Source organism: Variovorax sp. FG153 (genome assembly GCF_057809595.1).
This window is the reverse complement of sequence record NZ_JBMDKG010000019.1, coordinates 19,499-44,304: the sequence shown is the minus strand read 5'-3', so window position 1 is coordinate 44,304 and position 24,806 is coordinate 19,499. Positions and strand designations below refer to the sequence as shown.

At 63.7% G+C, this 24,806-nt stretch carries 27 protein-coding genes; 6 read left to right on the top strand and 21 right to left on the bottom strand.

Annotated features, from left to right (window positions below):
* Positions 1 to 40 precede the first annotated feature (40 nt).
* The 6 genes from ACODT0_RS20795 to ACODT0_RS20770 are packed head-to-tail and all read right to left on the bottom strand — an operon-like array spanning position 41 to position 4,882.
* Positions 41 to 775: an amino acid ABC transporter ATP-binding protein gene (locus ACODT0_RS20795; protein WP_398493955.1), complete on the bottom strand. Its 735-nt coding sequence runs from the start codon at positions 773 to 775 to the stop codon at positions 41 to 43.
* Positions 776 to 803: 28 nt separating this feature from the next.
* A complete protein-coding gene (locus tag ACODT0_RS20790; RefSeq protein WP_398493953.1) occupies positions 804 to 1,493 on the bottom strand; it encodes an amino acid ABC transporter permease in 690 nt (229 codons plus the stop codon).
* Positions 1,493 to 2,230, bottom strand: coding sequence for an amino acid ABC transporter permease (locus ACODT0_RS20785; RefSeq protein WP_398493951.1), 738 nt, complete (start codon positions 2,228 to 2,230; stop codon positions 1,493 to 1,495). The genes ACODT0_RS20790 and ACODT0_RS20785 overlap by 1 nt, the downstream gene beginning before the upstream one ends.
* A gap of 47 nt (positions 2,231 to 2,277) precedes the next feature.
* On the bottom strand, positions 2,278 to 3,204 hold the full coding sequence (locus tag ACODT0_RS20780; RefSeq protein WP_398493949.1) for a transporter substrate-binding domain-containing protein: 927 nt from the start codon (positions 3,202 to 3,204) through the stop codon (positions 2,278 to 2,280).
* Positions 3,205 to 3,226: 22 nt separating this feature from the next.
* A complete protein-coding gene (locus ACODT0_RS20775; RefSeq protein ID WP_398493947.1) occupies positions 3,227 to 4,396 on the bottom strand; it encodes a trans-sulfuration enzyme family protein in 1,170 nt (389 codons plus the stop codon).
* Positions 4,397 to 4,429: 33 nt separating this feature from the next.
* The gene (locus ACODT0_RS20770) at positions 4,430 to 4,882 is read right to left on the bottom strand and encodes a hypothetical protein (RefSeq protein ID WP_296731794.1); all 453 of its coding nucleotides are present in this window, start codon (positions 4,880 to 4,882) and stop codon (positions 4,430 to 4,432) included.
* Between the two features lie 96 nt (positions 4,883 to 4,978).
* Between ACODT0_RS20770 and ACODT0_RS20765 the strand changes: the two genes are divergently transcribed.
* Positions 4,979 to 5,917 carry a LysR substrate-binding domain-containing protein gene (locus tag ACODT0_RS20765; protein ID WP_296731798.1) on the top strand — a complete coding sequence of 313 codons (939 nt, stop codon included), beginning with the start codon at positions 4,979 to 4,981 and terminating at the stop codon, positions 5,915 to 5,917.
* A 10-nt stretch (positions 5,918 to 5,927) separates the two neighbouring features.
* Here ACODT0_RS20765 and ACODT0_RS20760 read toward each other — a convergent pair whose 3' ends face one another.
* The 15 genes from ACODT0_RS20760 to ACODT0_RS20690 form a co-directional block, all read right to left on the bottom strand.
* Positions 5,928 to 6,143, bottom strand: coding sequence for a globin family protein (locus ACODT0_RS20760; RefSeq protein ID WP_296731801.1), 216 nt, complete (start codon positions 6,141 to 6,143; stop codon positions 5,928 to 5,930).
* A gap of 44 nt (positions 6,144 to 6,187) precedes the next feature.
* Positions 6,188 to 8,626, bottom strand: a complete 2,439-nt coding sequence (locus tag ACODT0_RS20755) for a heavy metal translocating P-type ATPase (protein ID WP_296731804.1) — start codon at positions 8,624 to 8,626, stop codon at positions 6,188 to 6,190.
* Positions 8,627 to 8,751: 125 nt separating this feature from the next.
* Positions 8,752 to 8,943, bottom strand: a complete 192-nt coding sequence (locus ACODT0_RS20750; RefSeq protein ID WP_296731808.1) for a heavy-metal-associated domain-containing protein — start codon at positions 8,941 to 8,943, stop codon at positions 8,752 to 8,754.
* A gap of 102 nt (positions 8,944 to 9,045) precedes the next feature.
* Positions 9,046 to 11,022 (bottom strand): multicopper oxidase domain-containing protein, encoded by a 1,977-nt coding sequence (locus tag ACODT0_RS20745; protein WP_296731811.1) that lies wholly within the window; start codon positions 11,020 to 11,022, stop codon positions 9,046 to 9,048.
* Positions 11,023 to 11,143: 121 nt separating this feature from the next.
* The gene (locus ACODT0_RS20740) at positions 11,144 to 11,536 is read right to left on the bottom strand and encodes a DUF305 domain-containing protein (protein WP_296731814.1); all 393 of its coding nucleotides are present in this window, start codon (positions 11,534 to 11,536) and stop codon (positions 11,144 to 11,146) included.
* Positions 11,537 to 11,559: 23 nt separating this feature from the next.
* Complete coding sequence (locus ACODT0_RS20735; protein WP_296731818.1) at positions 11,560 to 11,889, bottom strand: four-helix bundle copper-binding protein; 330 nt, start codon at positions 11,887 to 11,889, stop codon at positions 11,560 to 11,562.
* Between the two features lie 573 nt (positions 11,890 to 12,462).
* Positions 12,463 to 13,122, bottom strand: coding sequence for a c-type cytochrome (locus ACODT0_RS20730; RefSeq protein ID WP_296731822.1), 660 nt, complete (start codon positions 13,120 to 13,122; stop codon positions 12,463 to 12,465).
* Between the two features lie 63 nt (positions 13,123 to 13,185).
* Positions 13,186 to 13,578 (bottom strand): hypothetical protein, encoded by a 393-nt coding sequence (locus ACODT0_RS20725; RefSeq protein ID WP_296731825.1) that lies wholly within the window; start codon positions 13,576 to 13,578, stop codon positions 13,186 to 13,188.
* Positions 13,579 to 13,629: 51 nt separating this feature from the next.
* Entirely contained in the window at positions 13,630 to 14,481 is an 852-nt protein-coding gene (locus ACODT0_RS20720; RefSeq protein ID WP_296731828.1) for a methyltransferase, TIGR04325 family, read from the bottom strand.
* A 51-nt stretch (positions 14,482 to 14,532) separates the two neighbouring features.
* Complete coding sequence (locus tag ACODT0_RS20715) at positions 14,533 to 14,907, bottom strand: copper-binding protein (protein ID WP_296731830.1); 375 nt, start codon at positions 14,905 to 14,907, stop codon at positions 14,533 to 14,535.
* A 75-nt stretch (positions 14,908 to 14,982) separates the two neighbouring features.
* Positions 14,983 to 15,474: a cupredoxin domain-containing protein gene (locus ACODT0_RS20710; protein WP_296731833.1), complete on the bottom strand. Its 492-nt coding sequence runs from the start codon at positions 15,472 to 15,474 to the stop codon at positions 14,983 to 14,985.
* A gap of 41 nt (positions 15,475 to 15,515) precedes the next feature.
* Positions 15,516 to 16,931: a multicopper oxidase family protein gene (locus ACODT0_RS20705; protein WP_296731953.1), complete on the bottom strand. Its 1,416-nt coding sequence runs from the start codon at positions 16,929 to 16,931 to the stop codon at positions 15,516 to 15,518.
* Positions 16,932 to 16,953: 22 nt separating this feature from the next.
* Positions 16,954 to 18,375: a TolC family protein gene (locus ACODT0_RS20700; RefSeq protein WP_296731837.1), complete on the bottom strand. Its 1,422-nt coding sequence runs from the start codon at positions 18,373 to 18,375 to the stop codon at positions 16,954 to 16,956.
* A 487-nt stretch (positions 18,376 to 18,862) separates the two neighbouring features.
* Complete coding sequence (locus ACODT0_RS20695; RefSeq protein WP_296731840.1) at positions 18,863 to 19,288, bottom strand: hypothetical protein; 426 nt, start codon at positions 19,286 to 19,288, stop codon at positions 18,863 to 18,865.
* Between the two features lie 67 nt (positions 19,289 to 19,355).
* On the bottom strand, positions 19,356 to 19,751 hold the full coding sequence (locus ACODT0_RS20690; protein ID WP_296731842.1) for a hypothetical protein: 396 nt from the start codon (positions 19,749 to 19,751) through the stop codon (positions 19,356 to 19,358).
* Positions 19,752 to 19,942: 191 nt separating this feature from the next.
* On the opposite strand from ACODT0_RS20690, the gene ACODT0_RS20685 reads away from it, so the two are divergent.
* The 5 genes from ACODT0_RS20685 (at position 19,943) to ACODT0_RS20665 (ending at position 24,712) form a co-directional block, all read left to right on the top strand.
* Positions 19,943 to 20,620: a heavy metal response regulator transcription factor gene (locus tag ACODT0_RS20685; RefSeq protein ID WP_296731844.1), complete on the top strand. Its 678-nt coding sequence runs from the start codon at positions 19,943 to 19,945 to the stop codon at positions 20,618 to 20,620.
* A gap of 2 nt (positions 20,621 to 20,622) precedes the next feature.
* Complete coding sequence (locus tag ACODT0_RS20680; protein ID WP_296731847.1) at positions 20,623 to 22,032, top strand: heavy metal sensor histidine kinase; 1,410 nt, start codon at positions 20,623 to 20,625, stop codon at positions 22,030 to 22,032.
* Positions 22,033 to 22,136: 104 nt separating this feature from the next.
* Positions 22,137 to 23,399, top strand: a complete 1,263-nt coding sequence (locus ACODT0_RS20675; RefSeq protein ID WP_296731849.1) for a type II restriction endonuclease — start codon at positions 22,137 to 22,139, stop codon at positions 23,397 to 23,399.
* 188 nt (positions 23,400 to 23,587) lie between these two features.
* A complete protein-coding gene (locus ACODT0_RS20670) occupies positions 23,588 to 24,028 on the top strand; it encodes a hypothetical protein (protein ID WP_296731852.1) in 441 nt (146 codons plus the stop codon).
* A gap of 237 nt (positions 24,029 to 24,265) precedes the next feature.
* Positions 24,266 to 24,712, top strand: a complete 447-nt coding sequence (locus ACODT0_RS20665) for a hypothetical protein (protein WP_296731854.1) — start codon at positions 24,266 to 24,268, stop codon at positions 24,710 to 24,712.
* Positions 24,713 to 24,806 lie beyond the last annotated feature (94 nt).

Here is a 24,806-nt window from a genome sequence, read left to right as displayed (position 1 = left end):
TGGTTGGGTTCGTCTGGAAAAGGTCCGAGGTCCCGCGACATCAATGGGCCAGAATCTTGGAGAGAAAGTCCTGGGCCCGAGGTGTCCGACTCTCGGGCCGATCGAAGAATTCGTCGCGCGGGCAGTCCTCGACGATGCGGCCCTGATCCATGAAGATCACCCGATCGCTGACCTGCCGGGCAAAGCCCATCTCGTGGGTGACCACCATCATCGTCATGCCTTCGCGTGCCAGCTGCACCATCACGTCGAGCACCTCCCCCACCATCTCGGGATCCAGTGCCGAGGTCGGCTCGTCGAACAACATGACGATCGGGTCCATCGACAGCGCCCGCGCAATCGCGACACGCTGCTGCTGGCCACCGGAAAGCTGCCCTGGGAACTTGTCCTTGTGGGCCGCGAGGCCCACGCGGTCGAGCATGCGCAGCCCACGCTCGGCGGCCTCGGAGCGCGAGCGCCTGAGCACCTGAACCTGCGCCAGCGCAAGGTTGTCGGTCACGCTCAGGTGCGGGAACAGTTCAAAGTGCTGGAACACCATGCCGACGCGGCTGCGCAGTTTGGGCAAATCGGTCTTCGAATCAGTGACCGCGATGCCGTTGACCGAGATGCGGCCGCGATGAATCGGCTCGAGCGCATTCACCGTCTTGATGAGCGTCGACTTGCCCGAGCCCGAGGGGCCGCAGACCACGACCACCTCGCCCTCGCCGATGCGCGTGCAGCAGTCGGTGAGCACCGCAAACTTGCCGTACCACTTGGAGACGTTGTCAATGTCGATCATTGTTTTCATTTGCTGATTCGTCATCCATTCAGGCGGCCGATGCGGTCTTGCGCCGCTGCAGCCAGGTGACCCACCATGCGCCCGCCGTGCACAAGACCAGGTAGACCACCGCGACAAGGATGTAGACCTCGACCACGCGCCCGTCGCGCTGGCCCACTTTGCTCGCAGCTCCGAGAAAGTCGTTCAGGCTGATGACGTAGACGAGTGACGTGTCTTTGAGCAAGGCGATGGTCTGATTGATCAATGACGGTGTCATGTTGCGGAACGCCTGCGGCAGGATCACATGCCGCAAGGCTTGCCAAGGTGCCATGCCGAGCGACTGCGCCGCCTGCATCTGCCCCGCGCGCACACTGCCGATACCGGCGCGGATGATCTCGCAGTAATAGGCCGACTCTGCGAGAACGAAGGCCACCAGCGCGGCGTAGATCGGCCCGACGGAAAGGTTTGGGTCACCCGTGACGGCGCGCAACACCATGGGCATCAGGAAGTAGATCCACAGGATCGTGAGGATCAGCGGAATCGAGCGGAACAGGTTCACGTAGCCGGAGACGAGGGCCGCGACCGGGCGCGGCGCGAAGATCCGCGTGATCGCCAGCAGCGTTCCAAGGCCGATGCCCGCGGCCATTGCGGCGATCACCAGGAATGCCGTCATCTGCAGACCCTGCAGCAGATAGGGCCAGGCGCGCTGCAGGGCCGCCCAATCGAAGTCGTAGCCCATCAAGCAGCTCCCAACAGGCCCGGCACACGCACCCGAAACTCGATGCGGCGCATCAGTACGATCACGCCGTAGGTGATCGCCATGTAGATGACCGTCGCGGCAATGAAGGCCTCGAACGGGTGGGCGCTGAATTCGCTGAGCTGGCGCGTTTGGCCCGTCAGCTCCATCAGCCCGATGGTGAGCGCCACGGCCGAGTTCTTGAACACGTTCAGGAAATCTGAGGTCAGCGGCGGGATGACGATGCGCAGGGCCTGCGGAAGGATCACATGCCGGTAGGCCGCCACGGTCCCCAGCCCGAGCGCCATCGCCGCCTGCTTCTGGCTGCGCGGCACCGACTCGATGCCGGCGCGTACCTGCTCGGCCGCCTTCGCAGCCGTGTAGAGCGTGAGCGCCACCAGCACGGTGAGGAACTGGTTCGTCGTCGGGTTCATCTGCTTGAGCGCATTGCCCCAGTCGACCGGCAGCAGTTCCGGCACCACGAAATACCAAAGGAACAGTTGGACCAGCAGCGGTGTGTTGCGAAAACAGTGGATGTACGCCGTGGACAGGTAGCGCGCGGCCCGGTTGGGCAAGGTCCGTGCAACGCCGGCGATCAGGCCGAGGCCCAGCGCCAGCGTCCAGGCCAGCAATGACAGCACCACCGTCCACAGCAATCCGCGCAGCAGCATCAGACCGTACACGCCCTCGCCCGTGACCGAGGGCTTGAAGAAGATCAACCAATCCCAGGAGTAGTGCATCGTTCAGGACGTTCGGGGAAACGAATCGAGAGGCGGCGTCAGGGCATTCACAGCGGCTGGTCGTTCGGATGACGCATGAGTTCCTGCATGTCGGGCGACATCGGGAAGTTCACCGTGACATTGCCCTTCACCGCGATCGGCTTGAGGAAGTACTTTTCATACAGCGACGCGAACTCGCCGGAGCGCATCATCCCGGTGATCACGCCGTCGACAAGCTTTTTGAAGGTGACGTCGCCCTTGCGCAGCATGCAGCCGTAAGCCTCCTTCTGTTGGGGCACACCGACCACCTCCCAGTCCGCGGGATTGCGGGCCCGCGCGATGTTGCTGAAAAGAATGATGTCGTCCTGTGTGGCCGCCACGGCCCGCCCGGTCTCGACGGTCAGGAAGTTCTCGTTGATGTCCTTGGCCAGGATGATGTTGATGCCCCACTTGTTCTTCTCGTTGAGCTGCCGCAGCATGCGCTCGGCCGTGGTGCCCGCGCTCACGACCACGTTCTTGCCCACGAGATCGGACCAGTGCTTGATGCCCGAGCTCTTGCGCACCAGCAGGCGCGCACCCACCACGAAGAAGGTGGTGGAGAACGACACCTGGTTCTGCCGCTCGGCGTTGTTCGTGGTGGAACTGCACTCCAGATCAACGGTCTGGTTGGCCACCAGCGGAATGCGCGTCTGCGGCGTGACTTCCAGCGTCTTGACCTCGAGCTTGGCGAGCTTGAGGTCCTTCTTCACCTGTTCGACCACACGCTGCGAGATCTCCCACGCAAAGCCGGCTTGCTTGTTGTTGTCGTCCAGGTAGTTGAACGGAATGGACGCGCCGCGCGTGGCGACCGTGATCGTGCCGGTGTCCTTGATCTTCTTGAGCGTGCCATCCAGTGGCTGCACGGTTTGCGCGGCGACACTGGCGCACAGCGCAAGGCCGGCTAAGGCGAGGCAGGGGCGGATCAACGCGGCGTGAATAGTCGGCTTGAAGGTCATCGCAGGCTCCAGGTATCGGGAATCAGAGGTTGGAACTCGTCTCGTGGGCGCTCAAGGCATCCAGCAGCTCGTCGAGCAGCGCCTGCGGATCGTCCAGGCCAATCGACAAGCGGATGACCGGCCCTTGGACGTCACAGAAATTGCGCTTGGCGATCTCCTCCGCGGGATAGAAAGCCGCGATGCTGCGCACGCCGCCCCAACTCGCGCCGATGGAAAAGAGCTTCAGCTTTGCGAACAGTGCCCGGTAAGCGTCGTAGGAACTGTCTACGAGCTGCAGCGACATCACGCAGCCGGACTGCTTGAAATCGCGCGCCCACAGCGCATGGTCCGGCGCGCCGGGCAGCGCCGGAAAGAGCATCCGACGCACCAGGGGATGCACCGCGAGTCGTTCGGCAATCAGTTGCGCGCTGGCGGCCTGGCGCTCCATGCGCACCTGCATCGTGTCCAGGCCCCGGGCGACCAGGAAGCAATCCTCCGGGCTCACCGCCAACCCCATCTGCGATTGGAGGCCACGCAAGGACCTGTACAGGCCTTCGTCATTGATCGCGATACTGCCCATGAGCACGTCGGAATGGCCGCCCATGTACTTGGTGCAGGCGTGAATGCACAGGTCCACGCCATGCGCCAAGGCCGCGAAGCCGAGCGGGCTGGCCCAGGTGTTGTCGATGGCGGTCAGCACGCCGCGAGTGCGCGCGACGGCTGTGATCGCCGGCACGTCTTCCACTTCCATGGTCACCGTTCCGGGGGACTCCAGCCAGATGAGCCGCGTGTTGGGGCGCACGAGGCGCTCGATGTCCGCGCCAATGCGCGGCGGATAGAACTCGACCTCGATGCCGAGCGCCTGCAGCCGTTCGACGGCGAAGGATTTGGCCAGGCCGTAGGCGGCGTCGGTCATCAGCAGGTGGTCGCCCTTCTTGAGCAGCGCCAGCAGCGCACCGCAGACGGCCGCCTGTCCGGAGGGAAAGACGACGCAATGCGCGGCGCCATCCAGCTCGGCGATGCGCGTCTCAAGGGCACGCTGTGTCGGTGTGCCCGTGGTGCCATAGCTGAAGCCATCAGGAAGGCGGGTGCGGCGGTTGACGAAATCGTCGAGCGAATCGAAGACGACTGTGGAAGCACGCCAAACCGGCGGGACCAGGCTGGCGAACGCGTTGCGCCGGGGAGTGTCGAGGTTGGGAATGGAAGGGTTCACGATAGAAGAAGGAGCTGTTCGTTGGGATCGCGATCAGTTCGCGGGTGCGGATTCGATGAGCTGCAGTGCCTGCTTCATCTGGTCGACGGCCATGTTTTCGAGATCGGTATAGACCTTCATCTCCACCGTCAGGCGAGCGAAGGTCTCCTTGGCCGCGGCGATCTTGGCCGGGTCATTGGTCTTGGGGTTGGCCAGTGCCGCTTCCAGGCGCTTGTACTCGCTGGTGAGAAAGGCCGGTTGCTCGCCGACGGCGCGCAGGCCCGCGTTGGTCATCGAGCGGATGCGCAACACCATCTTCACGTCCGACTGCTCCATCTCGCCCTGCGCGCGCTCCAGTGCGAGCCTCGCGGCGAGCGCCTGTTGGCTGTCGGGCTTCTTGGTCGCAGCGATGGATTGAAACTTGGCGATGTCACCGGATAAATCGTGCGCCCACACAGGCGCGGCGCATGCAAGGACGGTCACTGCAAGAACTGTTTGAAGTTTCATGTCGCTTCTCCGGAAGGTGGCTGAAGACGCCAACTCTAGGACGATGGAGATAATCTGAATCGTGTTCGAAGTTCTTTCTCCATAAGCGGTTGTTATATGTTGCTACGAGAGGTCGAGGTGTTCCGCTCCGTGATGTCCGTGGGCTCCGCGAGCAAGGCCGCTGCGCTGCTGGGTGTCACGCAGCCCGCCATCAGCCAGTCGCTGCGCAGGCTCGAGGAATCGGCTGGATTCCCGCTGTTTCGCCGGCTGCGGGGGCGTTTGCACCCGACGCCCGAAGCACAAGCCTTGCTGGTCGAGGTAGAGCGTGTCTTCGTGGGTCTGAGCAGCATCGAGCACCGCATGCGCAGCCTCAAGCGCTTCGGGGTGAACACCCTGCGCATGGCGGTCTATCCGGCCTTCGGCCTGACCTTCGTTCCGCGGGTGCTGTCACGGTTGGTGGCTGAGCGCCGGGACTCCGAAGCCCGGCCCCAGATTTCGCTGCAGGTGCTCAGTTCGCGGGAGGTGCACGAGGCTGTGTTGGGGCGTCAGGTCGACTTCGGATTGATGGCCGACGAGATGCCGACGACAGGCCTGGAGCACTCCGAATTCGCGCGCTTCCCCGGCGTGGTGGTGATGCATGCGAAGCACCGATTGACCAAGGCCAAGATCATCCAGCCCCATCAACTCGCGGAAGAGCCATTTCTCGCGCTCAACCCCGAGGACGCCTCCCGGCGGCGCCTGGAGCGGGCATTGGCGGGCTGCAACGTCGGATTGAGCGTGCTGGTCGAAACCCCCTATGCGGCGAGCGTGTGCGAGATGGCCCTGAGCGGCATGGGCATCGGCGTCGTCAACCCAGTCACCGCGCTGGAGTACGCCCAGCGCGGCCTGGTCATTCGCCCGCTGTCCCTGGAGGTCTCCTTCGCGGGCGTGCTGGTGCTGCCTCCCGGGCAGCCTCTGTCCGGCCTCGCTGCGCGAGTGCTTCAACTGATGCGAATGCAGTTGGCCGAAGACCAGAAGTCCCTCGCCAATCTTCTCAAACCCCGCGCCAAAGCTTGACTGCCAAGTCTCAGTGGCGCTTCGTTCGCGTCTCGCAGCAACGGGGGTTTTTACCCTCGGTGGCCAAGACCCCGTAGGCCTTGGCCACTGTCTCGCTGATCGGCGCATCGGCAGGGGCCCACGCCTCGATGGCGCACAACAGGTGCCCGGCAACCGTCCAGTTTCTCTGCCGGACGGCCTCCTGGTAGATGTCCAGCAAATGCTGCTCGAGCAACTTGGATTTCATGGGACTTCCTTCGCAGGGAGCGAAACCGCTCGGGCCGCACGCCGCTAGGCCGATCTTTCGCCATCGTGGGACGCATGAGCGCCGCTCTTGGCTGTCCGCAAGCGCAAGGCGTTGGTGATGACCGACGCCGAGCTCAGGCTCATCGCCAGCGCCGCGATCATCGGCGACAGCAGCCAGCCCGTGAACGGGAACAGCACGCCTGCGGCCAGCGGCACGCCCAGGGCGTTGTAGAGGAAGGCGAAGCCGAGGTTCTGCTTCATGTTGGCGATGGTCTGCTCGGAGATCACGCGCGCCTGCGCAATGCCGCGCAGGTCGCCCTTGACCAGCGTCACCTGGGCGCTGTTCATCGCGACATCGGTGCCGGTGCCCATCGCCACGCCGACGTCGGCCTTGGCGAGCGCGGGCGCGTCGTTGATGCCGTCGCCGGCCATCGCGACGATGCGGCCTTCGCGCTGCAGCCTGTCGACCAGCGCGAGCTTGTCGGCGGGCTTCACTTCGCCGTGCACCTCGTCGATGCCCAGCCTGGCAGCAACGGCCCGGGCCGTGGTCAGCCCGTCGCCGGTGGCCATGATGACGCGCAGGCCCGAGGCCTTGAGAGCGGCCAGCGCCTCCATGGTGGTGGCCTTGATCGGATCCGACACCGCGAGCAAGCCAGCAGGCTGACCGTCTACCGCCAGGAACATGACGCTGGCGCCCTCCGTGCGCATCGCCTCGGCCTGTGGTTTCAGCGCATCGACCGAGACGCGCAGCTGATCCATCAGCGCGGTGTTTCCGAGCGCCAGCTTCCGGCCGGCCACGGCTCCGCTCACACCGATGCCGCTGCTGGATTCAAAATCGTCGGGCGTGTCCAGCGCCAGGTTGCGCTCACGCGCCGCCCGCACGATGGCGTCCGCCAGGGGGTGCTCGCTCCCCTGGTCCAGGCTGGCCGCGAGGCGCAGCACCTCGTCCTCGGTGAAGCCCGGCGCAGGCACCGCCCGCTCGAACTGCGGCCGGCCTTCCGTCAGGGTGCCGGTCTTGTCGACGATGAGCGCATCGACCTTGCGGAAGTTCTCGATCGCGGCGGCATCGCGGAACAGCACGCCCTGCGTGGCTGCCTTGCCCGTGGCGACCATGATCGACATCGGCGTCGCAAGGCCGAGCGCGCAGGGGCAGGCAATGATGAGCACCGCCACGGCATTGATGAGGCCGTAGACCCAGCTGGGCTGCGGCCCGAAGAACCCCCAGGCGAAGAAGGTCAGCACCGCAACGGCGATGACCGCCATGACGAAGTAGCCGGCGACCTGGTCGGCCATCCGCTGCATCGGCGCGCGGGAGCGCTGGGCCTGCGCGACCATCTGCACGATGCTCGCGAGCACGGTCTGCGAGCCGACCTTTTCCGACTGCATGACGAGTGAGCCGTTGGTGTTCAGGGTCGCGCCGATGAGCTTGTCGCCAACCCGCTTGGTCACGGGCAACGGCTCCCCGGTGAGCATCGACTCGTCGACCGCGCTGGTGCCTTCGATCACCACCCCGTCCACAGGCACTTTTTCCCCCGGCCTGACGCGCAGCTTGTCTCCGACATGCACATGGCCGATAGGCACGTCTTCTTCGGTGCCGTCGGTGCCGATCCGGCGTGCCGTCTTGGGCGCAAGGCCCAGCAGCGACTTGATGGCCGCGGAGGTTTGCGAACGTGCCTTGAGCTCGAGGATCTGGCCCAGCAAGGTGAGGGAAATGATCACCGCGGCCGCTTCGAAGTAGACCGAGACCCGCCCCATCGACACGAACGACGCGGGAAACACGCCGGGCGCCACCGTGGCCACGACGCTGTAGACAAAGGCGGCGGCCGTGCCCAGGCCGATCAGAGTCCACATGTTCGGACTGCGGTTCGAAACCGACTGCACTGCGCGCACAAAGAAAGGCCAGCCGGCCCATAGCACGATCGGCACACTGAGCACGAGTTCTATCCAGCTCTGGGTGCCCATCTCGAACCAGTGCAGGCGATGGCCAGCCATGGCAAGCACGGTGACGATGACGGTGAGGGGCAACGTCCAGATGAAGCGCCGCTTGAAGTCTTTCAGCTCGGGGTCTTCGCCCTCATCGAGCGTCGGCATCTCGGGTTCCAGTGTCATGCCGCACTTGGGGCAGTTCCCGGGGTGATCCTGCCGGATCTCCGGGTGCATGGGGCAGGTGTAGATCGTGCCTGCGGGGCCGGGCTGAGCTACATCCGCTGGCGCAAGGACGAGCGGCTCCACCGGCTGCGCGCTGCGCTTCACGTACTTGGCTGGGTCGGCCTCGAACTTGGCCTTGCAACCCGCACTGCAGAAGTAGACCGGCTTGCCTTCGTGCTGCAGGACGTGGCGAGACTGCGCGTTCACCTTCATCCCGCAGACAGGATCCTTCAATGACACATTGGACTCACCGGGCAACGTTCCGACGTCGGCATGCGCGTGCGGCCCGTGGTTGCCTTCATGGTGTCCTGCTTGTCTCGTGGGCGCGTCATTCATTCGCGTTCTCCGAGAGAAAATTGAGAGAGGCCGTGCGCCGCCGGCGCCGCCACCAGCCGCTCACCCTGCAGGGGCTGGCTGGTCGGGGTTGCTGGGCCGCTCGAGGGCTGATCGAGGGCCGCCGCTTACTTCGGTGCGTAACCCGCTTCTGCGAGAGCTGCAGCTACGGACGCGCGGTCCTCGGTGGTTTCGATCCGGACCGTCCTGGACGGCAGGTCCACCTCGATCTTCGCCTGGGCGTCCAGGTTCTTGACCGCCTGGGCCACCCGGCTGGCGCAACCGCCGCAGGACATCGATTGAATTTCGAACTCTTGCATGAAGACTCCTTCGTTGAAAGTGGCTCTCAGTCTCAGGCTTGACATCATGTGAAGGTCAAGGGACATTTTGATATGTCCCCAGGAAACATCGGAAAACGGCATTCAGGCCTCCACGTCCAGCACCATCATCAGGCCCCCGCCGCCGTCCTGCTCGACGTTGTTGTTGGTGGTGTGGTGCGGGATGTGGCAGTGCACCAGCCACTTGCCAGGCCGCAGGGCCTTCCAGATGACGTCGTAGCGCTGACCCGGGCCGACGTTCACCGTATCCGCCTGGAACCGTGCCGACTCAGGCAGCACATAGCCGTCCCTTGCAACGACGGTGAACGGGCCACCGTGGACGTGCATGGGGTGCACGAAGTTGTTGTTGCTTCCTACGAACCTGAGCTTGATGGTTTCACCGACCTTCATCTTCACCGTGTCGGTGGCGGGAAATGCCTTGCCGTTAATGGTGAAATAGTTCGGCAAGCCGCCTTCCATCAGCATCGCCGGGTAGGTCAGGCCTTCGCGCTTGAGCCATTCCTGCAGCTGGATCACATATTCGTGGTCGGCCTTTGGTGCCTGCTCGGCGTGCTTGGGGTCGATGATCAGGGCGCCATACAAACCGAAGGCCTGCTGGCGGTCCACATGGTCGTGCGAGTGATAGAAAAACGTGCCTGCCTGCTCGGTCGTGAACTCGTAGGTATAAGAGCCGCCGGGCGGAATCGGCTTTTGCGTGATCTTGGCCGGACCGTCCATCTCGTTCGGAAGAATCAGCCCATGCCAATGCACGGTGGTGCTCTCGGGCAACCAGTTCGTCACCTTGATGCGCACCCGATCGCCTTCGGTGACCCGAATCCTCGGGCCCGGAATCGTCGCGTTGAATGCGTAGCCCTCGACAGTCACGTCCGGCAGGATGTTCCATCGGATGACACTGGTCTCTAGGTTGAAGACCTTGATGCCGTTGTCCAGCGTGGGGACAAGGTCCACGTCGCCGCGGGTCTGCGCCCCAGCGATGTGCGCGATCTCGCGCGGGTGAATGGCCGACATGTCGCGCATCGCCTGGCCGGGGGTGTCCCAGCCCATGATCATCGACGGCGGCATGATGGCACCGCCCACGTCCCGGTTCGACAGACGCATGTTCACGAACATCGCGGGCATCGTCATGCCGGCCAGCAGCATGAGCGTGGTGGTCATCGTTACGGCCACCAGCTGCGGCCGCGTCACGTTCGGCTGCATGCTGTGGCCGCCGCGACCTTCTTGCGCATGGCCCGATTTATCGCGCGACTTGTCCAGTGCGGGCTGGGCGTGCTGTTCGTGGCCGGTGTGCTGGGCTGCTGGGGTGGCCGCGGAGACAGGCGCCGAGCCATGCGCATGCATTGGGGCATGCCCGGGCGCCATGGTCACATCGGCTTGCGCCTCGGCCTTCTTCTCGGGTCGACGCTCGGTCATCAGCCCGTGCTTCATCTTCCGGGACACCATCCAGACGTTCACCGGATACGCCACCGCAAAGCCGACAGCCACACCCAGCGACATCACGCCCCAGAAGACGAGCTCGGTCGGGTCCATCGCCCGCATGTCGCGGCCCATCATGAGCAGCGCCATCACCGGCGCCATGCCGGCCATCATTGCGTTCATGCTGATGAACTCTGGCATGAACGACTTCTTGACGTTTTCCCAGTAGGTGCCGCCCATCATGTTCTTCATGAAGAGCGACTGGAAAATGAACAGGCCGAACGCAAAGCCGGCAACGTACTCGACGATCAGGTCGATCCACATCGGCAGCCCAAGCACCGCGGTTACGACCGCCGCCAAGATGATGCCCGTTGCATCGCCCGCCACGCAGTGGATCGTGGAGCCCACGCCCTGTTTCCACAGCGGCTTGACAAACTCTTCGTGCTCGCCGGGGACCGGCTCTTTGTCCGCCATCACGTAGAGCAGCAAGCCCAGCGGACCGAGGTAGAGCGTGACGAGGATGAATCCCCACTTCATCACGACCGGCTCGGGGTTGTGGCGCAGCTGGTCCCATGCGACGTAGGCGGTGGACAGGGCCGCCAATACGAACCAGACGGCCAGGAAGTAGTCGATGGGTTGAGCGAACATGGTGATTCCCGTTGTTTGGGTTCAGGCGCGCACGATGCGCTTTTCCATCTGCGCCGGACGGACCGGAAAGTGGCCTCGGATGCTGATACGAACGGACCCTGCGCAACGCACCACTTCCTGCTCAAGGATTCTTTTTCATCCACGCATCCAGCTGCGCGATCTCCTTGGTTTGGTCCTTGATGATCTTGCGTGCCATCGCTTTCAGCTCCGGCGAATTTCCGTGTGCGATCTCGGGCTTGGCCATCTCGAGCGCCTGCTGGTGATGCATCTTCATCAGCATCGCGAAATCCTTGTCGGTGTCCCCTGACATCTGCATCTTCGGCATGCCCTCCATGCCGCTCATCATGGATTTCTTCATTTCGTCTGATCCGCTGCCTTTCTGCATCTGCGCTGGAGACATGGCCATCGGCCCCGATGCAGGCGGAGTGGAGGGCTGAATTTGCGCCACCGCGGTCAGCGCAAAGGCCGCGAGCGCAGAGGCGCTCGCCAAGGTCCTGAAATACAGGGAGTTCATGGTTCTCCTTGGTGGGTTGAAATTCAATGTGCCATTTCAAGGCAGGCAACCGCGCAGGCACGACAGGCTGCGGCGCAGGACTGGCAATGCGGTGCCTTGTGCTTGCCGCATTCCTCCGCGCAGGCTTCGCAGATGTCGGCGCACAGTTCGCAAATTTCTTTTGTGTGCTCGCTGCCACGGGCGATGGTGGCGGCGGCCAACTGGCAGATCGCCGCGCAATCCATATCCAGCGCGATGCATCGGGCCATCATCTTGACGTTGTCTTCCTTCAAGCAGGCCATTGCACAGTGATTGCATGCGATGGCACACTCGTTGCACGCCTCGATACAGGCAGAGTTGGTTTCATGTGACATGACTTTCTCCTTTGTGTAGCGGCCGGCAGCTGGCGACCGGCGAAGAGGGACGATGTAACCGTCCCGAGTTGCGCGACCCGTCGGATCGCGTGTGCATGAAAAACCTAGAGCAACCGGTTAACGACGAGCGGCGTCGATATGAACGACGATGGCGAATGTCGACCGTGCGGAAACTCTGAACCTGCTTGCAGCGTGCCGAAGACTCGGACAGGCGTCTGTCGGACGACAACCCGGTCATGGTTGCGACTTGCCGGCAGCCTCATCGCTTGCCCCGCCGGGCCTTCCTGGGTGCACTCGAGCGAGAGGCTCTTCGACTTCTGTCGTGGTTCAGCCGGTTCTTATGATGTTTGCGGCGCTGCCAATACACGATGGCCAAGAAAGCGATCACACCCAAGATCCAGGCAATGAACATGGTGCTCACCACATTCACAGAGACCCATCGGCCTGTCACGTACATGCGTCACCCCACTTGGCTTTCCAGCCGATGCTGCGCGCGCCTAGCGGCAGCAGGCGCGTGAGGGGAAGGCGCTGGATTGGCTGCACGGTGATTTCAGGCAGCTCGCTGGTCGAGGCTTAGCGCAGGCCTGCGATGTAGTCGGACACCGCCTTGATTTCGCGATCGTTGAGCTTCGCTGCAACGCCACTCATCGGCACGCTGTTGAGTCGTGTCCCATCGCGAAACGATGTCAGCTGCGCGGCGGTGTACTCGGCGTGTTGTCCTCCAAGCCGCGGGTACTGGCTCGGGATGCCGGCGCCGTTGGGACTGTGGCAGCCCGCGCAGGCCGGCACGTTGCGGTCCCCAATGCCGCCACGGTAGATCCTCTCGCCCAGGGCGACGAGGTCTTTCTCCTTCGCAAACCCGGGCTTGACGGGCTTGGAGCCGAGGAACCAGGCGACGTCGCGCATTTCCTGATCGGAAAGCATCGCGGCCATGCCAGCCATGACAGGGCTCTTGCGCTTGCCGGACTTGAACTCCTGAAGCTGCTTGACCAGGTATTCGGGATGCTGCTGAGCCAGCTTGGGGTTGGCGGGAATCGCCGAGTTGCCATCAGCGTTATGACATGCGGCGCACGACTTTCCGTTGAAGACGACTTCACCGTTCGCGATATCTGCCTTGGCCGATCTGACGGGGGCTTTCTCGGTAGCAGCCATAGGCATGGGGTCGGCTGCGAAAGAAGAGATGGAGGCAAGCCCGCCAAGAGCGGCGAGCAAAAGGGGGACGAACAATTTCATGGGGGACTCAAGTTTTGGGCGGGCTAGCTGTAAAAGATGGCTGGAGATCGTGCGGTGGCCGTATCACCCGCGCGGCGCTTGTGCATGCGACAAGACGCGAATGGGCGTGCTGCACTTGACGACATTGGTCGAAACGGTGTCGCCCAACTCGACGGATGTCGCAGGGTCCAGCATCACGATGTGCGCGTGGCGCTGCCCCGTGGAACGATCGACCAGGATGGCGAATCGACGCAGTGCAAGCTCGTCCGGGCTGGCCTTCTTCCTGCAGTCCGTGCGACCGCTGCGCTGAATTTCGCTCGCGCGGCCGATCTCGACAATCTCGCCTGTACGCCAACCATCCTGGAAATCGCGATGCTGCTTGTAGAGGTCGGCGCAGCCCGCCAGGCCGACGCAGATCGCCGCACCAAGAATCCCGCTTGTGACAGGATGCGCCGTGCCGATGATGTGATGTTTCATCTTCGCGATATCGGCGACGGACAATGTGTCGGCCCGATACCCCATGATGGGCTAGGACGCATCGACGCTTTGGCTTGCGCCGTTCAGCATGCGGAAGTAAAGGCCGCTGTGGGCCGGGATGCAACGCTCGGGAAACCCCGGGAGGTAGAGCGAGCGCTCAGGAACTTGCCACTCGTCGCACAAGGCGTAGCCGAGCACTTCGATCTCACTGATCAAGCGCTGACGGTTATAGACATGCATCGGCGCGAAGCAGCCAGCGCCGATGTTCTGCGCCGTGACGTAGTCTTCGCCGTCGTACAACGGGAGCTTGTTCAGCAAGATATGTCGTGGACGGATCTCGCACTGTGCGAGCAGATCAGCGGGGCGCCCATTGTCAAGATAGTGCAGGGCTCCTGCCGAGAGCCAGATGTCATGGCCGGCCAGCGCCTGTCTCAGGGCGTCTGTGTGGGTAAAACTCAGCGCACTGGCCCCTGCTTGCTTGGCCATTTCTCGGCCGATGGAAGCTATTGCAGGAACTTCAACGACGCGCCACGACAACTGATTCGGCATTTCGAAATAGCGCTGGTATGCGTAGAAATGAACGCCTACTGAACCGCCGATGTCGAGCACCTTGGTGGCACCGTCGCGAAACGCGCGCTCGAGCCACCACATTACCGGATAGTCGTACGCGAAGATCTTCTTCGTGCGGACGTTCACATACTCGGCCGCCAGGGCCGCATGGTCGAATTCCGGATTGTCAGGAAGCCAGTCCCGCGCTTCGGAGAAGTCCTTGAAGATGCCGAAATAGCCGGCAAAACCAGCCTCGGAGAAGAACTGTCGACGCCGCCAGCGCAGCAATGCCGGCCGGGTGACTGGCCCCTCAAGGATTTGCCGAACGACTTGCGAAGCACTGGAGTACGCCATGTTTTCCTCCATCCTTTCGGCGTTCACTGCCGGCCAGGTTTTCTGATGCGCTCAGCGGGCTGCTTCGATCTTGGTAACGACGATCTTTCCGTCGATCTTCTCCGCCTGGAAACGGACCTTGGCGCCGGTCTCGACCTTGTCGAGCATGGCGTCGTCCTTGACCCCGAACACCATGGTCATGCCGGGCATGTCCAGGTTCTTCAGCGGACCGTGCTTGATCGTGAGTTTCTTGTTGTCCTTGTCCACCTTGCGGACTTCGCCCTCAGTGAGTTCCGATGCCGCGGCCGAATCGGCAGCGCCTGCTGCCGGTGCCTTGTCCGCCATGCCGGGCATGTCCGACGTGGGTTTGGACGATTGCGCGCTGGCCGCGCCAGCAAACGAGAGTGCGGCAACGAATGCCAAGATTGCGATGCGAATGTTCGACATGAAGATCTCCTTGGATATGAATGAATTTGGAGACCCGCCGCGTCCCGATGGGAACTCGCGGCGGGCGCGTCGGGCTTACTTGCCGGTCTTGGTCACGTTCACGGCGCCCTTCATGCCCGCGTCGTAGTGGCCCGGCTGCAGGCAAGCGAAGTCGACCTTGCCGGCCTTGGTGAATTGCCAGACGATCTCGCCGCTCTTGCCCGCGGCCAGCGTGACCATGTTCGGATCGGAGTGCTCCATCTCGGGGTTCTTCTTCATGACTTCGTAATGCTCCTTGAGCTCCTTCTCGGTCCCGATCACGAGTTCGTGCTTCAGTTGGCCAGAGTTCTTGATCACGAAGCGCACGGTCTCGCCCTGCTTGACGCTGATGTCGGCGGGCGTGAAGCGCATGCTGTCCGTCATGTCGACGTTGATCGTGCGGGTGGCCTTGGTTGCCACGCCGGGCTTGCCGATCGCCTCATTGGCTTCGTGGCCGTGGCCACCGGCATGGGTGCCCGAGGCCGAAGCGCCAGCGGCGGCCAGGGCGACCAGTGCTGCGAGCGCGGTATTGCGGAGGGTGTGTTTCATGTGTTTCCTTTGAGAGTTGAGGTTGGGGAGGAGAGAGAAAATCAGTGGCCGGTATGTCCGCTGCCCGGCTTGCGAATCTGGACTTCGATGTTCTTGGCGGGCATGTTCTTCGCGGGCATCGCAGCCGCGCCGGCATCGCGCTGGCGCGAGGTCTCAGGCGCCGGGCCGTCGAGTTCGTAGGCCACGGTGCCCTTGGGATGCTTGAACCAGCCGGGGTTGGAGTAATCACCGGCTTTCTGGTTTTTGCGCACCTTGACCACGCTGAACATGCCGCCCATCTCGACCGAGCCGAACGGCCCTTCGCCCGTCATCATTCGCGCGGTGTTGTCGGGGATCGGCATTTCCATTTCGGCCATGTCGGCCATGCCGCGTTCGCCCATCACCATGTAGTCGGGCACCAGGCTCGAGATCTGCTTGGCCACGTCCTTGTGGTCCAGTCCAATCATGGTGGGCACGTCGTGGCCCATGGCGTTCATCGTGTGATGGCTCTTGTGGCAGTGGAAGGCCCAGTCGCCTTCCTCGTCGGCCAGAAAATCGATCTGACGCATCTGGCCGACCGCCACGTCCGTCGTGACCTCATACTGCCGGGAGCTCTTCGGCGTTGGGCCCCCATCGGTGCCCGTGACGAGGAATTCGTGCCCGTGCAGGTGGATCGGGTGGTTCGTCATCGTCAGGTTGCCGATGCGGATGCGCACTTTGTCGTTGAGCCGCACGTTGAGCGAGTCGATGCCGGGGAAGATGCGGCTGTTCCAGGACCACAGGTTGAAGTCCAGCATCGTCATGATCTTGGGCGTGGCGCTGCCGGGCTCCACGTCGTAGGCGTTGAGCAGGAACACGAAGTCGCGGTCGACCTTCTCGATCAGTGGATGGTCACCCTTCGGGTGCGTGACCCAGAAGCCCATCATCCCCATCGCCATCTGCGTCATCTCGTCCGCATGCGGGTGGTACATGAAGGTGCCGGGGCGGCGTGCCACGAACTCATAGACGAAGGTCTTGCCCGGACGGATCGGCGGCTGGTTCAGGCCCGCGACGCCGTCCATGCCGTTGGGCAGGCGCTGGCCATGCCAGTGCACGCTGGTGTGCTCGGGCAGCTTATTGGTCACGAAGATCCGTACCCGGTCGCCTTCGACGACCTCGATGGTCGGACCGGGCGACTGGCCGTTGTAGCCCCACAGATTGGCTTTGAAGCCCGGTGCCATCTCGCGCACCACCGGTTCGGCCACCAGGTGAAATTCCTTGACACCGTTGTTCATGCGCCAAGGCAGGGTCCAGCCATTGAGCGTGACCACGGGGTTATAGGGCCGGCCGCTCGAGGGAGCGAGTGGCGGCATCGTGTTCGGAGAGGTCTGGAGCACAGGCTCTGGCAAGGCGGCCATGGCTACCTTGCTCACGCTGGCCGCGGCGACAGCCCCGGTGATGGCGCCGGCGCCGGTGATGAAGTTGCGTCTGCTGGTCATATCGTTCAATTCGTTGATGGGGTCAGTGCGCGGCGGCAGCGGAGGCTTCGCCGCCGCCGCCGGCCATCGAGCCGCCCGTCGCGGTAGGTTTACCCATCACCGACGCGGCCAGGGCGGCGTCGGCCAGCCAGAACTGCTGCTGGGCGTTGATGGCGTTGGTCACGCTGGAAATCTGGTCGCGTGCCTCGGCGAGCAACTCGAAGACGCCGATCAGCATCCCGTTGTAGCGAAGCACGTTTTCGTCGGCCATGGCCTGACGCAGCGGGACGATCTCGTCGCGGTAGTGGCGCGCGATGTCGTAGGCGGTGCGGTAGGCCGAATACCCTTCGCGCAGTTGCGAAGCCGCACCGCGAACCGTGGCGTCGTACCGGTTCGCTGCGGCCAGCGACTGCGCATTCAGCATGTCGCGCTGCGCCGACCCCCAGTCGAACAACGGCAGCCGGATGTCGAGCTCGAAGCCTCGACGGGTGCTCTTTGTGTTTTCCGCGTTATCGAACACGGTGTCACGCCGGCCACCCACCTCGACATCGATGAAGGTCGACAGCAGGTTGATGCCTTGCGACTTGCCCGCCACGTCCAGCTGGGCACGTGCGAGTTGGACGTCCAGACGCTGCTCGGTCGCGGTCGCCGCGACTTCCTTCGCCTCGCGAGGGGTCTTGGGCAAGTCAGGCAGACGTTCGGGCAACGTCAACTTGGCAGCCTGCTCATCGTTCAGTCCCAGGACACGAATCAGCTCCTCGCGCGCAGCGGTAGTCGCGTGCTGAGCCGAGGCGAGCTGGGTGGTCGCGTCGGCGTAGAACACCTGTTGGCGTGCACGCTGCAGCTTGGAGAAGTTCCCAATGAGCTGCATCCGGCGTGCGAGCTCGGCGCTGGCTTGAGCCGACTTGTTGACCTGTTCAGCGTACTGCAGCGACTGTTGCGCGGCAACCGCACGGACCCAGGCTTGCTTGACCTGCGTGACTTGGTCGACGACGGCGCTGGTCAGTTGGACCTTGGCCTGGCTGGCCTGGCTTCTGGAGATCGACAAGCGTTGCGGCAACAGGATGAGGTCCACCAGTCCGAAGGACAGCAGACGTTCAAGCTCGAGTTCGCTGTTCAGTCGGGTTCGTGCGAACGATAGGATCGGGTTCGGCAGCCGGCTGCTCTGGTTGGTCGCGGCAATGTCACCCCAGCTCTGCGCGATCAGCGCCTGGACGGACGGGCTGTTGGCCAGCGCGAGCTGAACCGCGTCGCTCTGCGACAGTGGCTTGGCCAGCAGATCCTGCGTCAACGCGGCGCGGCGGTCGCGCTGCTCCTGGGTCCTGCTGAGCTCGAGCTTGCCGCCTGTGAACTGCTGGGCATTGGTGTTCGTTTCCTTCAGGGCGTCGTCGATGCTGACCGAGGCGCAACCGGCCAGGAAGGCGGCCGCGACGGCGACGGCCGTCAAACGCAAAGCGCGCTTCATGGCTTCTCCTTCTTCGCTGGCATAGGCATCGAGTGGCCTGGCTGCGCGGCAGGTGCAGCGGCTGCGCCCTTGGGCGAATCGGACTCTGCCGACCCCGTGCCCGATGCTTCCTTGGCGTAGGCCTGCCAGCCGCCTCGGCGGTAGACCGTCTCGTTGGCCTCCTTCCAGGGAATGGCCTTTTCGTCAGCGAAGGGCCGATAGCCCTCGAGTGCGGACCTGTAGGTCAGTACAGGTGGCACTGATGTGGGTGCCGCCTCGGGCTGGGCGGATGCAGGCTGAGCCAAGGCGACAGCGGCGCTCAGCGTTGCCAGGGCTGCGAACGCAGCCACGGCGGGAAAAACTGCCAGCCGACGGGCCGACGATGAATGGAACATGGAGTCCTCGCAAGATCATGAACGGGATGCGCCAGAACTGCCCTGAAGGCATGGCGCAGCGATGCATGAGCGTCCGCGGCGGCCCCGTGACGGATCACGGGCGCACGAACGCGTCAGAAGCGAGGAGGCTTGTCGAGAACGCGTGGCGCGAGCGTGGCCACCGTGATGGCGGGCTCCGCCAGATCGGCGCGGGGAAGATCGTGGAAGACGGCCACTTCCAACGTACTGGTCAGCGCCGTGGCATGGCACGCGCCGCAGGTTCCGCACTTGTGCATCGCGTCAGGTTCCGCGCTTGCAGCCTTGGCAGTGCTGTCTTTCACAGGCGGTTTGGCCGCCTGTGACGCCTCGTGGTGATGGTCGCCACGCTCGTCCGCATGCGGATGTTGGGCGTGGTCATGCATCCCGGTCCGCTCAGCGGACATTTCCGTCATTGCGCCGGCGTGTCCAGGTCCGCAAAAGACCATGGCTGCCGCAGCGTACCCCTGGAAGGGTACGGCAAACATCATGATCCAAAGGACGAACAGGCGAACCCGGTGCATAAGGCGAATTCTAGATCGAGCGGTCTGTCAGGTGGCCTGTACGTGTATCCAGTCCTGCACGCGGCCCTCAGGGCTGCGCCTGTGCGCGAGTCTTGCTCGCGTCACCCTTGGGCGCTGGCAGGGGCGCACCGAGCCTGGCCGCTGCATCCCAGTTGGGCTGCTTCTGCGCGGCTTCCAGTTCGGCCACCACTTCGGCGCGCGACTTGGAGGCTCCGACCTTCGGCGTGCTCATCGACCCCCAGCGCAGCATGCTGGCCCCGGCAGGGGTTTTCTGCGCGTCCGCGAGCTCAGCCGACACCTGCGCTGCAGTCTTGCCCGATCCGGCTTCGCCCGGGTGATAGACCACGCCGGCTTCGTTGGGTGCGAAATGCGACGGACCTTCCGCATAGGCCGCGAACGGCGCGACGAAGGCAGCGCCCACGCCGGCGGCGAGTGCGAACGAGAAGATTTGACGGTTCTTCATGATAGGTCTCCTTCAACGAATTGCTCGACTTCGCGAGCTGCATTGAACACGTCGGCATCGACCACCGAGCCGGCGATGCCAGTCAACTGGCTGGCATGCAATGACTCTAGGAAGCCAGTCCGCCAATCACCCTCTACTTGGATTACAAAGAAGTAATCCACGCACGCGACCCCGCGCCGTAGCATTGGATGATGCGAATCCTGGTCATCGAAGACGAACACAAACTGGGCGACTACCTCGTCAAGGGCCTGACCGAGAGCGGCTTCGTGGTCGACCTCGCACGCACGGGCATCGAGGGGCGCAGTCTCGCGCTCGATGGGGACTACGACCTCCTGGTGCTGGACGTGATGCTGCCGGGCATCGATGGTTTCGCCGTTCTGGAGGCTCTGCGCAAATCCAAGTCGATGCCGGTGCTGATGTTGACGGCGCGCGACGAAGTAACCGATCGGGTGCGAGGACTTCAAAGCGGCGCGGACGATTACCTCGCCAAGCCGTTCGCCTTCTCCGAACTGCTTGCACGGATCCAGGCGCTGCTTCGGCGCGGCAAGCTCCATGAGGTTTCCAACTACACGCTCAAAGACCTGAACCTCGATGTGGTGGCGCGCAAGGCGACGCGCAACGGGCAACGCCTGGAGCTGACCGCCAAGGAGTTCGCGCTGCTGACGCTGCTCATGCGCCGCCAGGGCAACGTGCTGTCGCGCACGCAACTGGCAGATCAGGTCTGGGACATGAGCTTCGACAGCGACACCAACCTGGTGGAAGTGGCGATCCGGCGACTGCGCAGCAAGATCGACGATCCTTTCGAAGAGAAGCTGCTGCACACGGTGCGCGGCATGGGTTACGTGCTGGAGAGCCGACAGGGCAGTTGATCGTGAACGCCGCTGAAACCATCCGCGAGCCCGGCGCCTCGGTCACCGCTGCGATCGTCAAGTCGGCGGCAACCGATGCAGCCCCCAACACCGAAGGCACCGGCTCCATCCAGGCCGCGCTGTCTCGCTGGTTTGCGGCGCAGGCATTGATCGGCCTCAGCCTCGTCTGCGTGGCGATCTACGCCGTCACGGCGTGGAGCTTTCAGGTCAAGCAGGCCAGCGAGTTCGAGCGCCAGTCCGAATTGATCCGGCACCTGATCCAGGAGTCGCGCGGCGATCCTGGGCCGGACGGCTTGCGGCACAAGCTGGACGATTTCTTTCTCACGCATGCCGAGATCAGCTTGGTGCTGCGCCGCGGGAACGAGACTATCTACTCGACCAGGCCTACCCGGGCATCCGCACGCTGGCTTTGGAAGCCGACTGAGGAGCTCCAGGCGCAGCCGGGCGATGCCGCCATGCAACTGCAACTGGGCATCGACATCCAGGAGGACAACCGGCTCCTGCGTCGGCTAGCCTGGACACTGGTCGGTGCGGTCGTGCTGGGGTCCGCGATGATCTCCCTGACCGGTGCGCTGCTGGTGCACCGGGGTCTGAAACCCCTGAAGAAGCTGATTCAGCAGACCGCCGCCACAGGACCCGCGCACCCGGGACTGCGCATCGATCCCTCCCCGTATGCCTCTGAAATCACCCCCTGGGTCGCGCAGTTCAATGCGGTGCTCGACCGGGCGGAACAGGCCTACCAGCAGTTGGAATCGTTCAACGCGGATGTTGCGCACGAACTGCGCACGCCGCTGGCCAACCTGATCGGGATGGTGGAGGTCGAGTTGGCGCGGCCAAGGTCGATCGAGGAGTTGCGCGACGCGTTGCTGTCGGCGCTGGAAGAAGCAAGGCGCGTCTCCGCGATCGTGATCGACATGCTCTTCCTGTCCCATGCAGACCGCGGCGCTGTCGCCCGCCGCTCGGCGCCGGTCAGTCTGGCTGACCAGGTGCGCACGGTACTGGACTTTCACGAGGCCACGCTCGAAGACGTGGGACTGAAGGTGCATGTCAGCGGCGATGCGCGCATTGGTGTCGACGCCGGACTGGTGCGCAGAGCGCTGTCGAACCTGCTGAGCAACGCGAGCCGGTATGCGGCGCCGGGCTCGACCATCGCGGTCGTGATCGATACGCAGCCTGACGGCGTCTGGGTCAAGGTTGCCAACCGTGGCGAGCCGATCGCCGCCGACGTGCTGCCCAATCTTTTCAAACGCTTCTTCCGGGCGGAGCGGTCTCGCTCCGACTCGTCAGAGCACCATGGGCTGGGCTTGGCGATCGTCGCCGCGATCGCGCGAATGCATGGAGGCCAAACCCGAGCCACCTCCCGATCGGGCGTCACTGAGATCAGCTTTTCCATGGCGGTGTCGGAAAACTGATCCGCGGCCAACCCTGGTCGGCGCGCCGAGATTGCACATCGACTGCAGCAGGGACCGTGTTTCAATCGGCGCTATCGCGCACTGCGCATTGCTCCTTTTCTCCCATGACTATCGGTCTTGAAGTTCTCATCGGTCACTGGAAAGCCGATTCGTTGAGCACCTACAACTCATGGTTTCTCTGGGATGAGAGGCTCAAAAATTTCCGATCCATTCGCCGCGGCTTGGCCCAGGTGGTCAAGGACATCGATGCAGGCACCTTCGGCAGCGCATTCCGCGGCTCCTCGCTCGAGACGGTCGTGGGTTCGGTGGCGGAGCAGCGCCAGATCTTCAAGGGGGCCGACCACGCGTTTCTCTGGAAGCCCAAGCTGCGCATTCCCGACATCTATGAGAACGCCGCCAACCAGCGTGCCTTCGCCCGACTGCTGCACGCCTGCGACTGCTGTGACAGCGCGGAGGAGGTGGTCGAAGCCATCCGGCGGATCGACGCGCATCAGATCAAGGGCCTCGGGCCGGCCGTGGCGAATCTTCTGTACTTCGTCCATCCCACGATCGTGATGCCATTCAACACGGCGATCGTGAAGGGCTACAACGCGCTCACGGGCAGCAATGTCAAGCTCGGTAAGTGGGACCACTATCTCTCGATGCGCGAAGGCTGTCTGCGCCTGAATGCGCAGCACCGCCGGCTGCTGTCCAACGACATGGGCGCCTTGGCCGGCCTGCTCTTCGACATCGGTTCGGGTCGGTACACGGCACCGCCGCGCGACGACGATGCCGCCGCCATCCGGGGCTGGGAAGCCGATCTCGAGAAAGTGCGCGAGGAATCGGCCGCCGCACACAAGCGCTGGGCCGCCGAACGCGAGAGCGATGCGACCCACACCGAAATCCAGGGATGGCTGCGCGACCTGGGCAGGTCGCTGGGTTACGGCGTCTGGATCGCATCCAACGACCAGGGCCGCACCTATGCAGGAGGGCGACTCGGCGACGGCTGCCTGACGCAGTTGCCTTCGGGAGCTCAGCCCGGTCTGGACTCGGTGCGTCTGATCGACGTGATCTGGGTGGAAGCCGACGGCGCCAAGATCGCCGCAGCTTTCGAGGTGGAACACTCGACCTCGATCTACTCGGGCATCGTGCGAATGCTGGACCTTGCACTGGGCACGGAACTTGGCGCTGGGGTGTCGATGTTCCTGGTGGCGCCCGATGCACGACGCGACGACGTACGACTGCAGCTGCGCCGCCCGGCGTTTTCGCGTGTCGCTGAACTTGGCATCCGGTATCTGCCCTATAGCGAACTCGGCAACCACCGCGAAGCGATTGGCCGCTTCGGTTCGGGGTTGAAGCCCCTGAGCGAGATTTCACATCTGCTTTGAGACCCGGGCGCGAGAGGTATGACCGCCGCGCCCGTCGACGAACCCGCTGGATGACGCAACTGTAATCTTCGCGTGCGGGAATTCGCCGACCTGCGACCTAGAGTTGGATCACGGAAAGAGACAAGCGCACCCTCAAGTGCGCCTACTCGACCAGGAACATTGCCCACTCTTTGCCAAAGGATCGAATCATGAAGACCTCCCTCAAGACCTCCCTGACGCTGGCCGCGCTGCTCAGCGCGATCGCCGGCCCTGCGCTTGCTGGCAACTATGCGGAAGGCGACCCCCGCCCTGCACCGCTGACTTCCAGCACCAGCCGCGCCGCTGTGGCCGCGGACACGCGAAACTGGCTGCAGAACTCGCCGGACCAAGGCTACCCCGAAGGCAATCCGCGGGCTGTCGCAAGCGTCAGCGCCAACAGCCGCGCAATGGTTCAGGCCGACACGTTGACCTGGATTCGTTCAGGCTTGGCTGCAGCCACCAACGGCGAAGCAGGCGCCGACCTGTCTCGCCCCGCCTACAGGCAGGCCGCCGCCGAATACGCACGCCTGCGCAACGGCCCCGAGTTTGGTGCCTTGGTGGAACGCATCACGCGACAGGGCTCGCGGTCGGCTGCAACCGCCAGCCGCTGATGGATTGGCGCACAGCCTTGAAGCGCTCGAGACCGCAAGCCGCGCATATTGCCGCGACTTGCGGCCTGTTCTGAACCACAAGGTCTAGAATTCGCGGAACTACCTCGCGCACGCCAGCTCCATACACAGCGTTCCAATACGCCCTTCCATGGCCTCCATTGCAACCGTTTCCAAGCATATTCGTGGCGCACCCAGCGCCACGAATATGCTTGGGTCTGCATTGCCAAGGACGCAGTCATGACACGCCGGCTGGTGCACCTGATCGCCCGCGGACTGATCGGTGTGCTGCTGTTCGCGCAGCTGTCGATCGCAGCCTATGCCTGCCCAGCGCTCTCGTCGGGCGCGATGGACGCGGACTCAGCTGCCTTGATGCAGATGGCCGGCGAGACGACCGCGGTTGTCGATGCAAGTGTTGACGCGACCACACAGTCGCCTCCCTGTGGCGACATGGTTGGCATGACAGATACGGGCTCTGCCAATCTGTGTGCCGAGCACTGCAAATTCGGCCAGCAAAGCGACCATGCATCCACGCTGACGATCCCCGTCGCGCTGCTGGCACCGCTTCTCCTGACGCCTTGGGCGCCCGAGGCGACACAGCCTCCACGCCCTGCGGCGGCTTCCTTGAGTGCACTGGTTGCGGCATCGCCCCCGCACGCCATCCTGCACTGCGTCTACCGAACCTGATCCACTGATCGACGCTGCGCCGACGGCTCTCACGAGCCGGGACGGCGCACCGGTCGTGCCTTGCCGTCCGCACGGGTTTCACCTGTGCGTGGCG

What these genes read in the sequence shown, in the direction of transcription:
- ACODT0_RS20795 (WP_398493955.1), bottom strand. Translation starts at nt 775, where the DNA reads ATGATCGACATTGACAACGTCTCCAAGTGGTACGGCAAGTTTGCGGTG.
- ACODT0_RS20665 (WP_296731854.1), top strand. Translation starts at nt 24,266, where the DNA reads ATGACACGCCGGCTGGTGCACCTGATCGCCCGCGGACTGATCGGTGTG.
- ACODT0_RS20760 (WP_296731801.1), bottom strand. Translation starts at nt 6,143, where the DNA reads ATGAAATCCAAGTTGCTCGAGCAGCATTTGCTGGACATCTACCAGGAG.
- ACODT0_RS20750 (WP_296731808.1), bottom strand. Translation starts at nt 8,943, where the DNA reads ATGCAAGAGTTCGAAATTCAATCGATGTCCTGCGGCGGTTGCGCCAGC.
- ACODT0_RS20720 (WP_296731828.1), bottom strand. Translation starts at nt 14,481, where the DNA reads ATGGCGTACTCCAGTGCTTCGCAAGTCGTTCGGCAAATCCTTGAGGGG.
- ACODT0_RS20735 (WP_296731818.1), bottom strand. Translation starts at nt 11,889, where the DNA reads ATGTCACATGAAACCAACTCTGCCTGTATCGAGGCGTGCAACGAGTGT.
- ACODT0_RS20670 (WP_296731852.1), top strand. Translation starts at nt 23,588, where the DNA reads ATGAAGACCTCCCTCAAGACCTCCCTGACGCTGGCCGCGCTGCTCAGC.
- ACODT0_RS20740 (WP_296731814.1), bottom strand. Translation starts at nt 11,536, where the DNA reads ATGAACTCCCTGTATTTCAGGACCTTGGCGAGCGCCTCTGCGCTCGCG.
- ACODT0_RS20705 (WP_296731953.1), bottom strand. Translation starts at nt 16,931, where the DNA reads ATGACCAGCAGACGCAACTTCATCACCGGCGCCGGCGCCATCACCGGG.
- ACODT0_RS20715 (WP_296731830.1), bottom strand. Translation starts at nt 14,907, where the DNA reads ATGTCGAACATTCGCATCGCAATCTTGGCATTCGTTGCCGCACTCTCG.
- ACODT0_RS20700 (WP_296731837.1), bottom strand. Translation starts at nt 18,375, where the DNA reads ATGAAGCGCGCTTTGCGTTTGACGGCCGTCGCCGTCGCGGCCGCCTTC.
- ACODT0_RS20745 (WP_296731811.1), bottom strand. Translation starts at nt 11,022, where the DNA reads ATGTTCGCTCAACCCATCGACTACTTCCTGGCCGTCTGGTTCGTATTG.
- ACODT0_RS20780 (WP_398493949.1), bottom strand. Translation starts at nt 3,204, where the DNA reads ATGACCTTCAAGCCGACTATTCACGCCGCGTTGATCCGCCCCTGCCTC.
- ACODT0_RS20690 (WP_296731842.1), bottom strand. Translation starts at nt 19,751, where the DNA reads ATGAAGAACCGTCAAATCTTCTCGTTCGCACTCGCCGCCGGCGTGGGC.
- ACODT0_RS20790 (WP_398493953.1), bottom strand. Translation starts at nt 1,493, where the DNA reads ATGGGCTACGACTTCGATTGGGCGGCCCTGCAGCGCGCCTGGCCCTAT.
- ACODT0_RS20710 (WP_296731833.1), bottom strand. Translation starts at nt 15,474, where the DNA reads ATGAAACACACCCTCCGCAATACCGCGCTCGCAGCACTGGTCGCCCTG.
- ACODT0_RS20695 (WP_296731840.1), bottom strand. Translation starts at nt 19,288, where the DNA reads ATGCACCGGGTTCGCCTGTTCGTCCTTTGGATCATGATGTTTGCCGTA.
- ACODT0_RS20730 (WP_296731822.1), bottom strand. Translation starts at nt 13,122, where the DNA reads ATGAAATTGTTCGTCCCCCTTTTGCTCGCCGCTCTTGGCGGGCTTGCC.
- ACODT0_RS20685 (WP_296731844.1), top strand. Translation starts at nt 19,943, where the DNA reads ATGCGAATCCTGGTCATCGAAGACGAACACAAACTGGGCGACTACCTC.
- ACODT0_RS20765 (WP_296731798.1), top strand. Translation starts at nt 4,979, where the DNA reads ATGTTGCTACGAGAGGTCGAGGTGTTCCGCTCCGTGATGTCCGTGGGC.
- ACODT0_RS20725 (WP_296731825.1), bottom strand. Translation starts at nt 13,578, where the DNA reads ATGAAACATCACATCATCGGCACGGCGCATCCTGTCACAAGCGGGATT.
- ACODT0_RS20675 (WP_296731849.1), top strand. Translation starts at nt 22,137, where the DNA reads ATGACTATCGGTCTTGAAGTTCTCATCGGTCACTGGAAAGCCGATTCG.
- ACODT0_RS20755 (WP_296731804.1), bottom strand. Translation starts at nt 8,626, where the DNA reads ATGAATGACGCGCCCACGAGACAAGCAGGACACCATGAAGGCAACCAC.
- ACODT0_RS20785 (WP_398493951.1), bottom strand. Translation starts at nt 2,230, where the DNA reads ATGCACTACTCCTGGGATTGGTTGATCTTCTTCAAGCCCTCGGTCACG.
- ACODT0_RS20770 (WP_296731794.1), bottom strand. Translation starts at nt 4,882, where the DNA reads ATGAAACTTCAAACAGTTCTTGCAGTGACCGTCCTTGCATGCGCCGCG.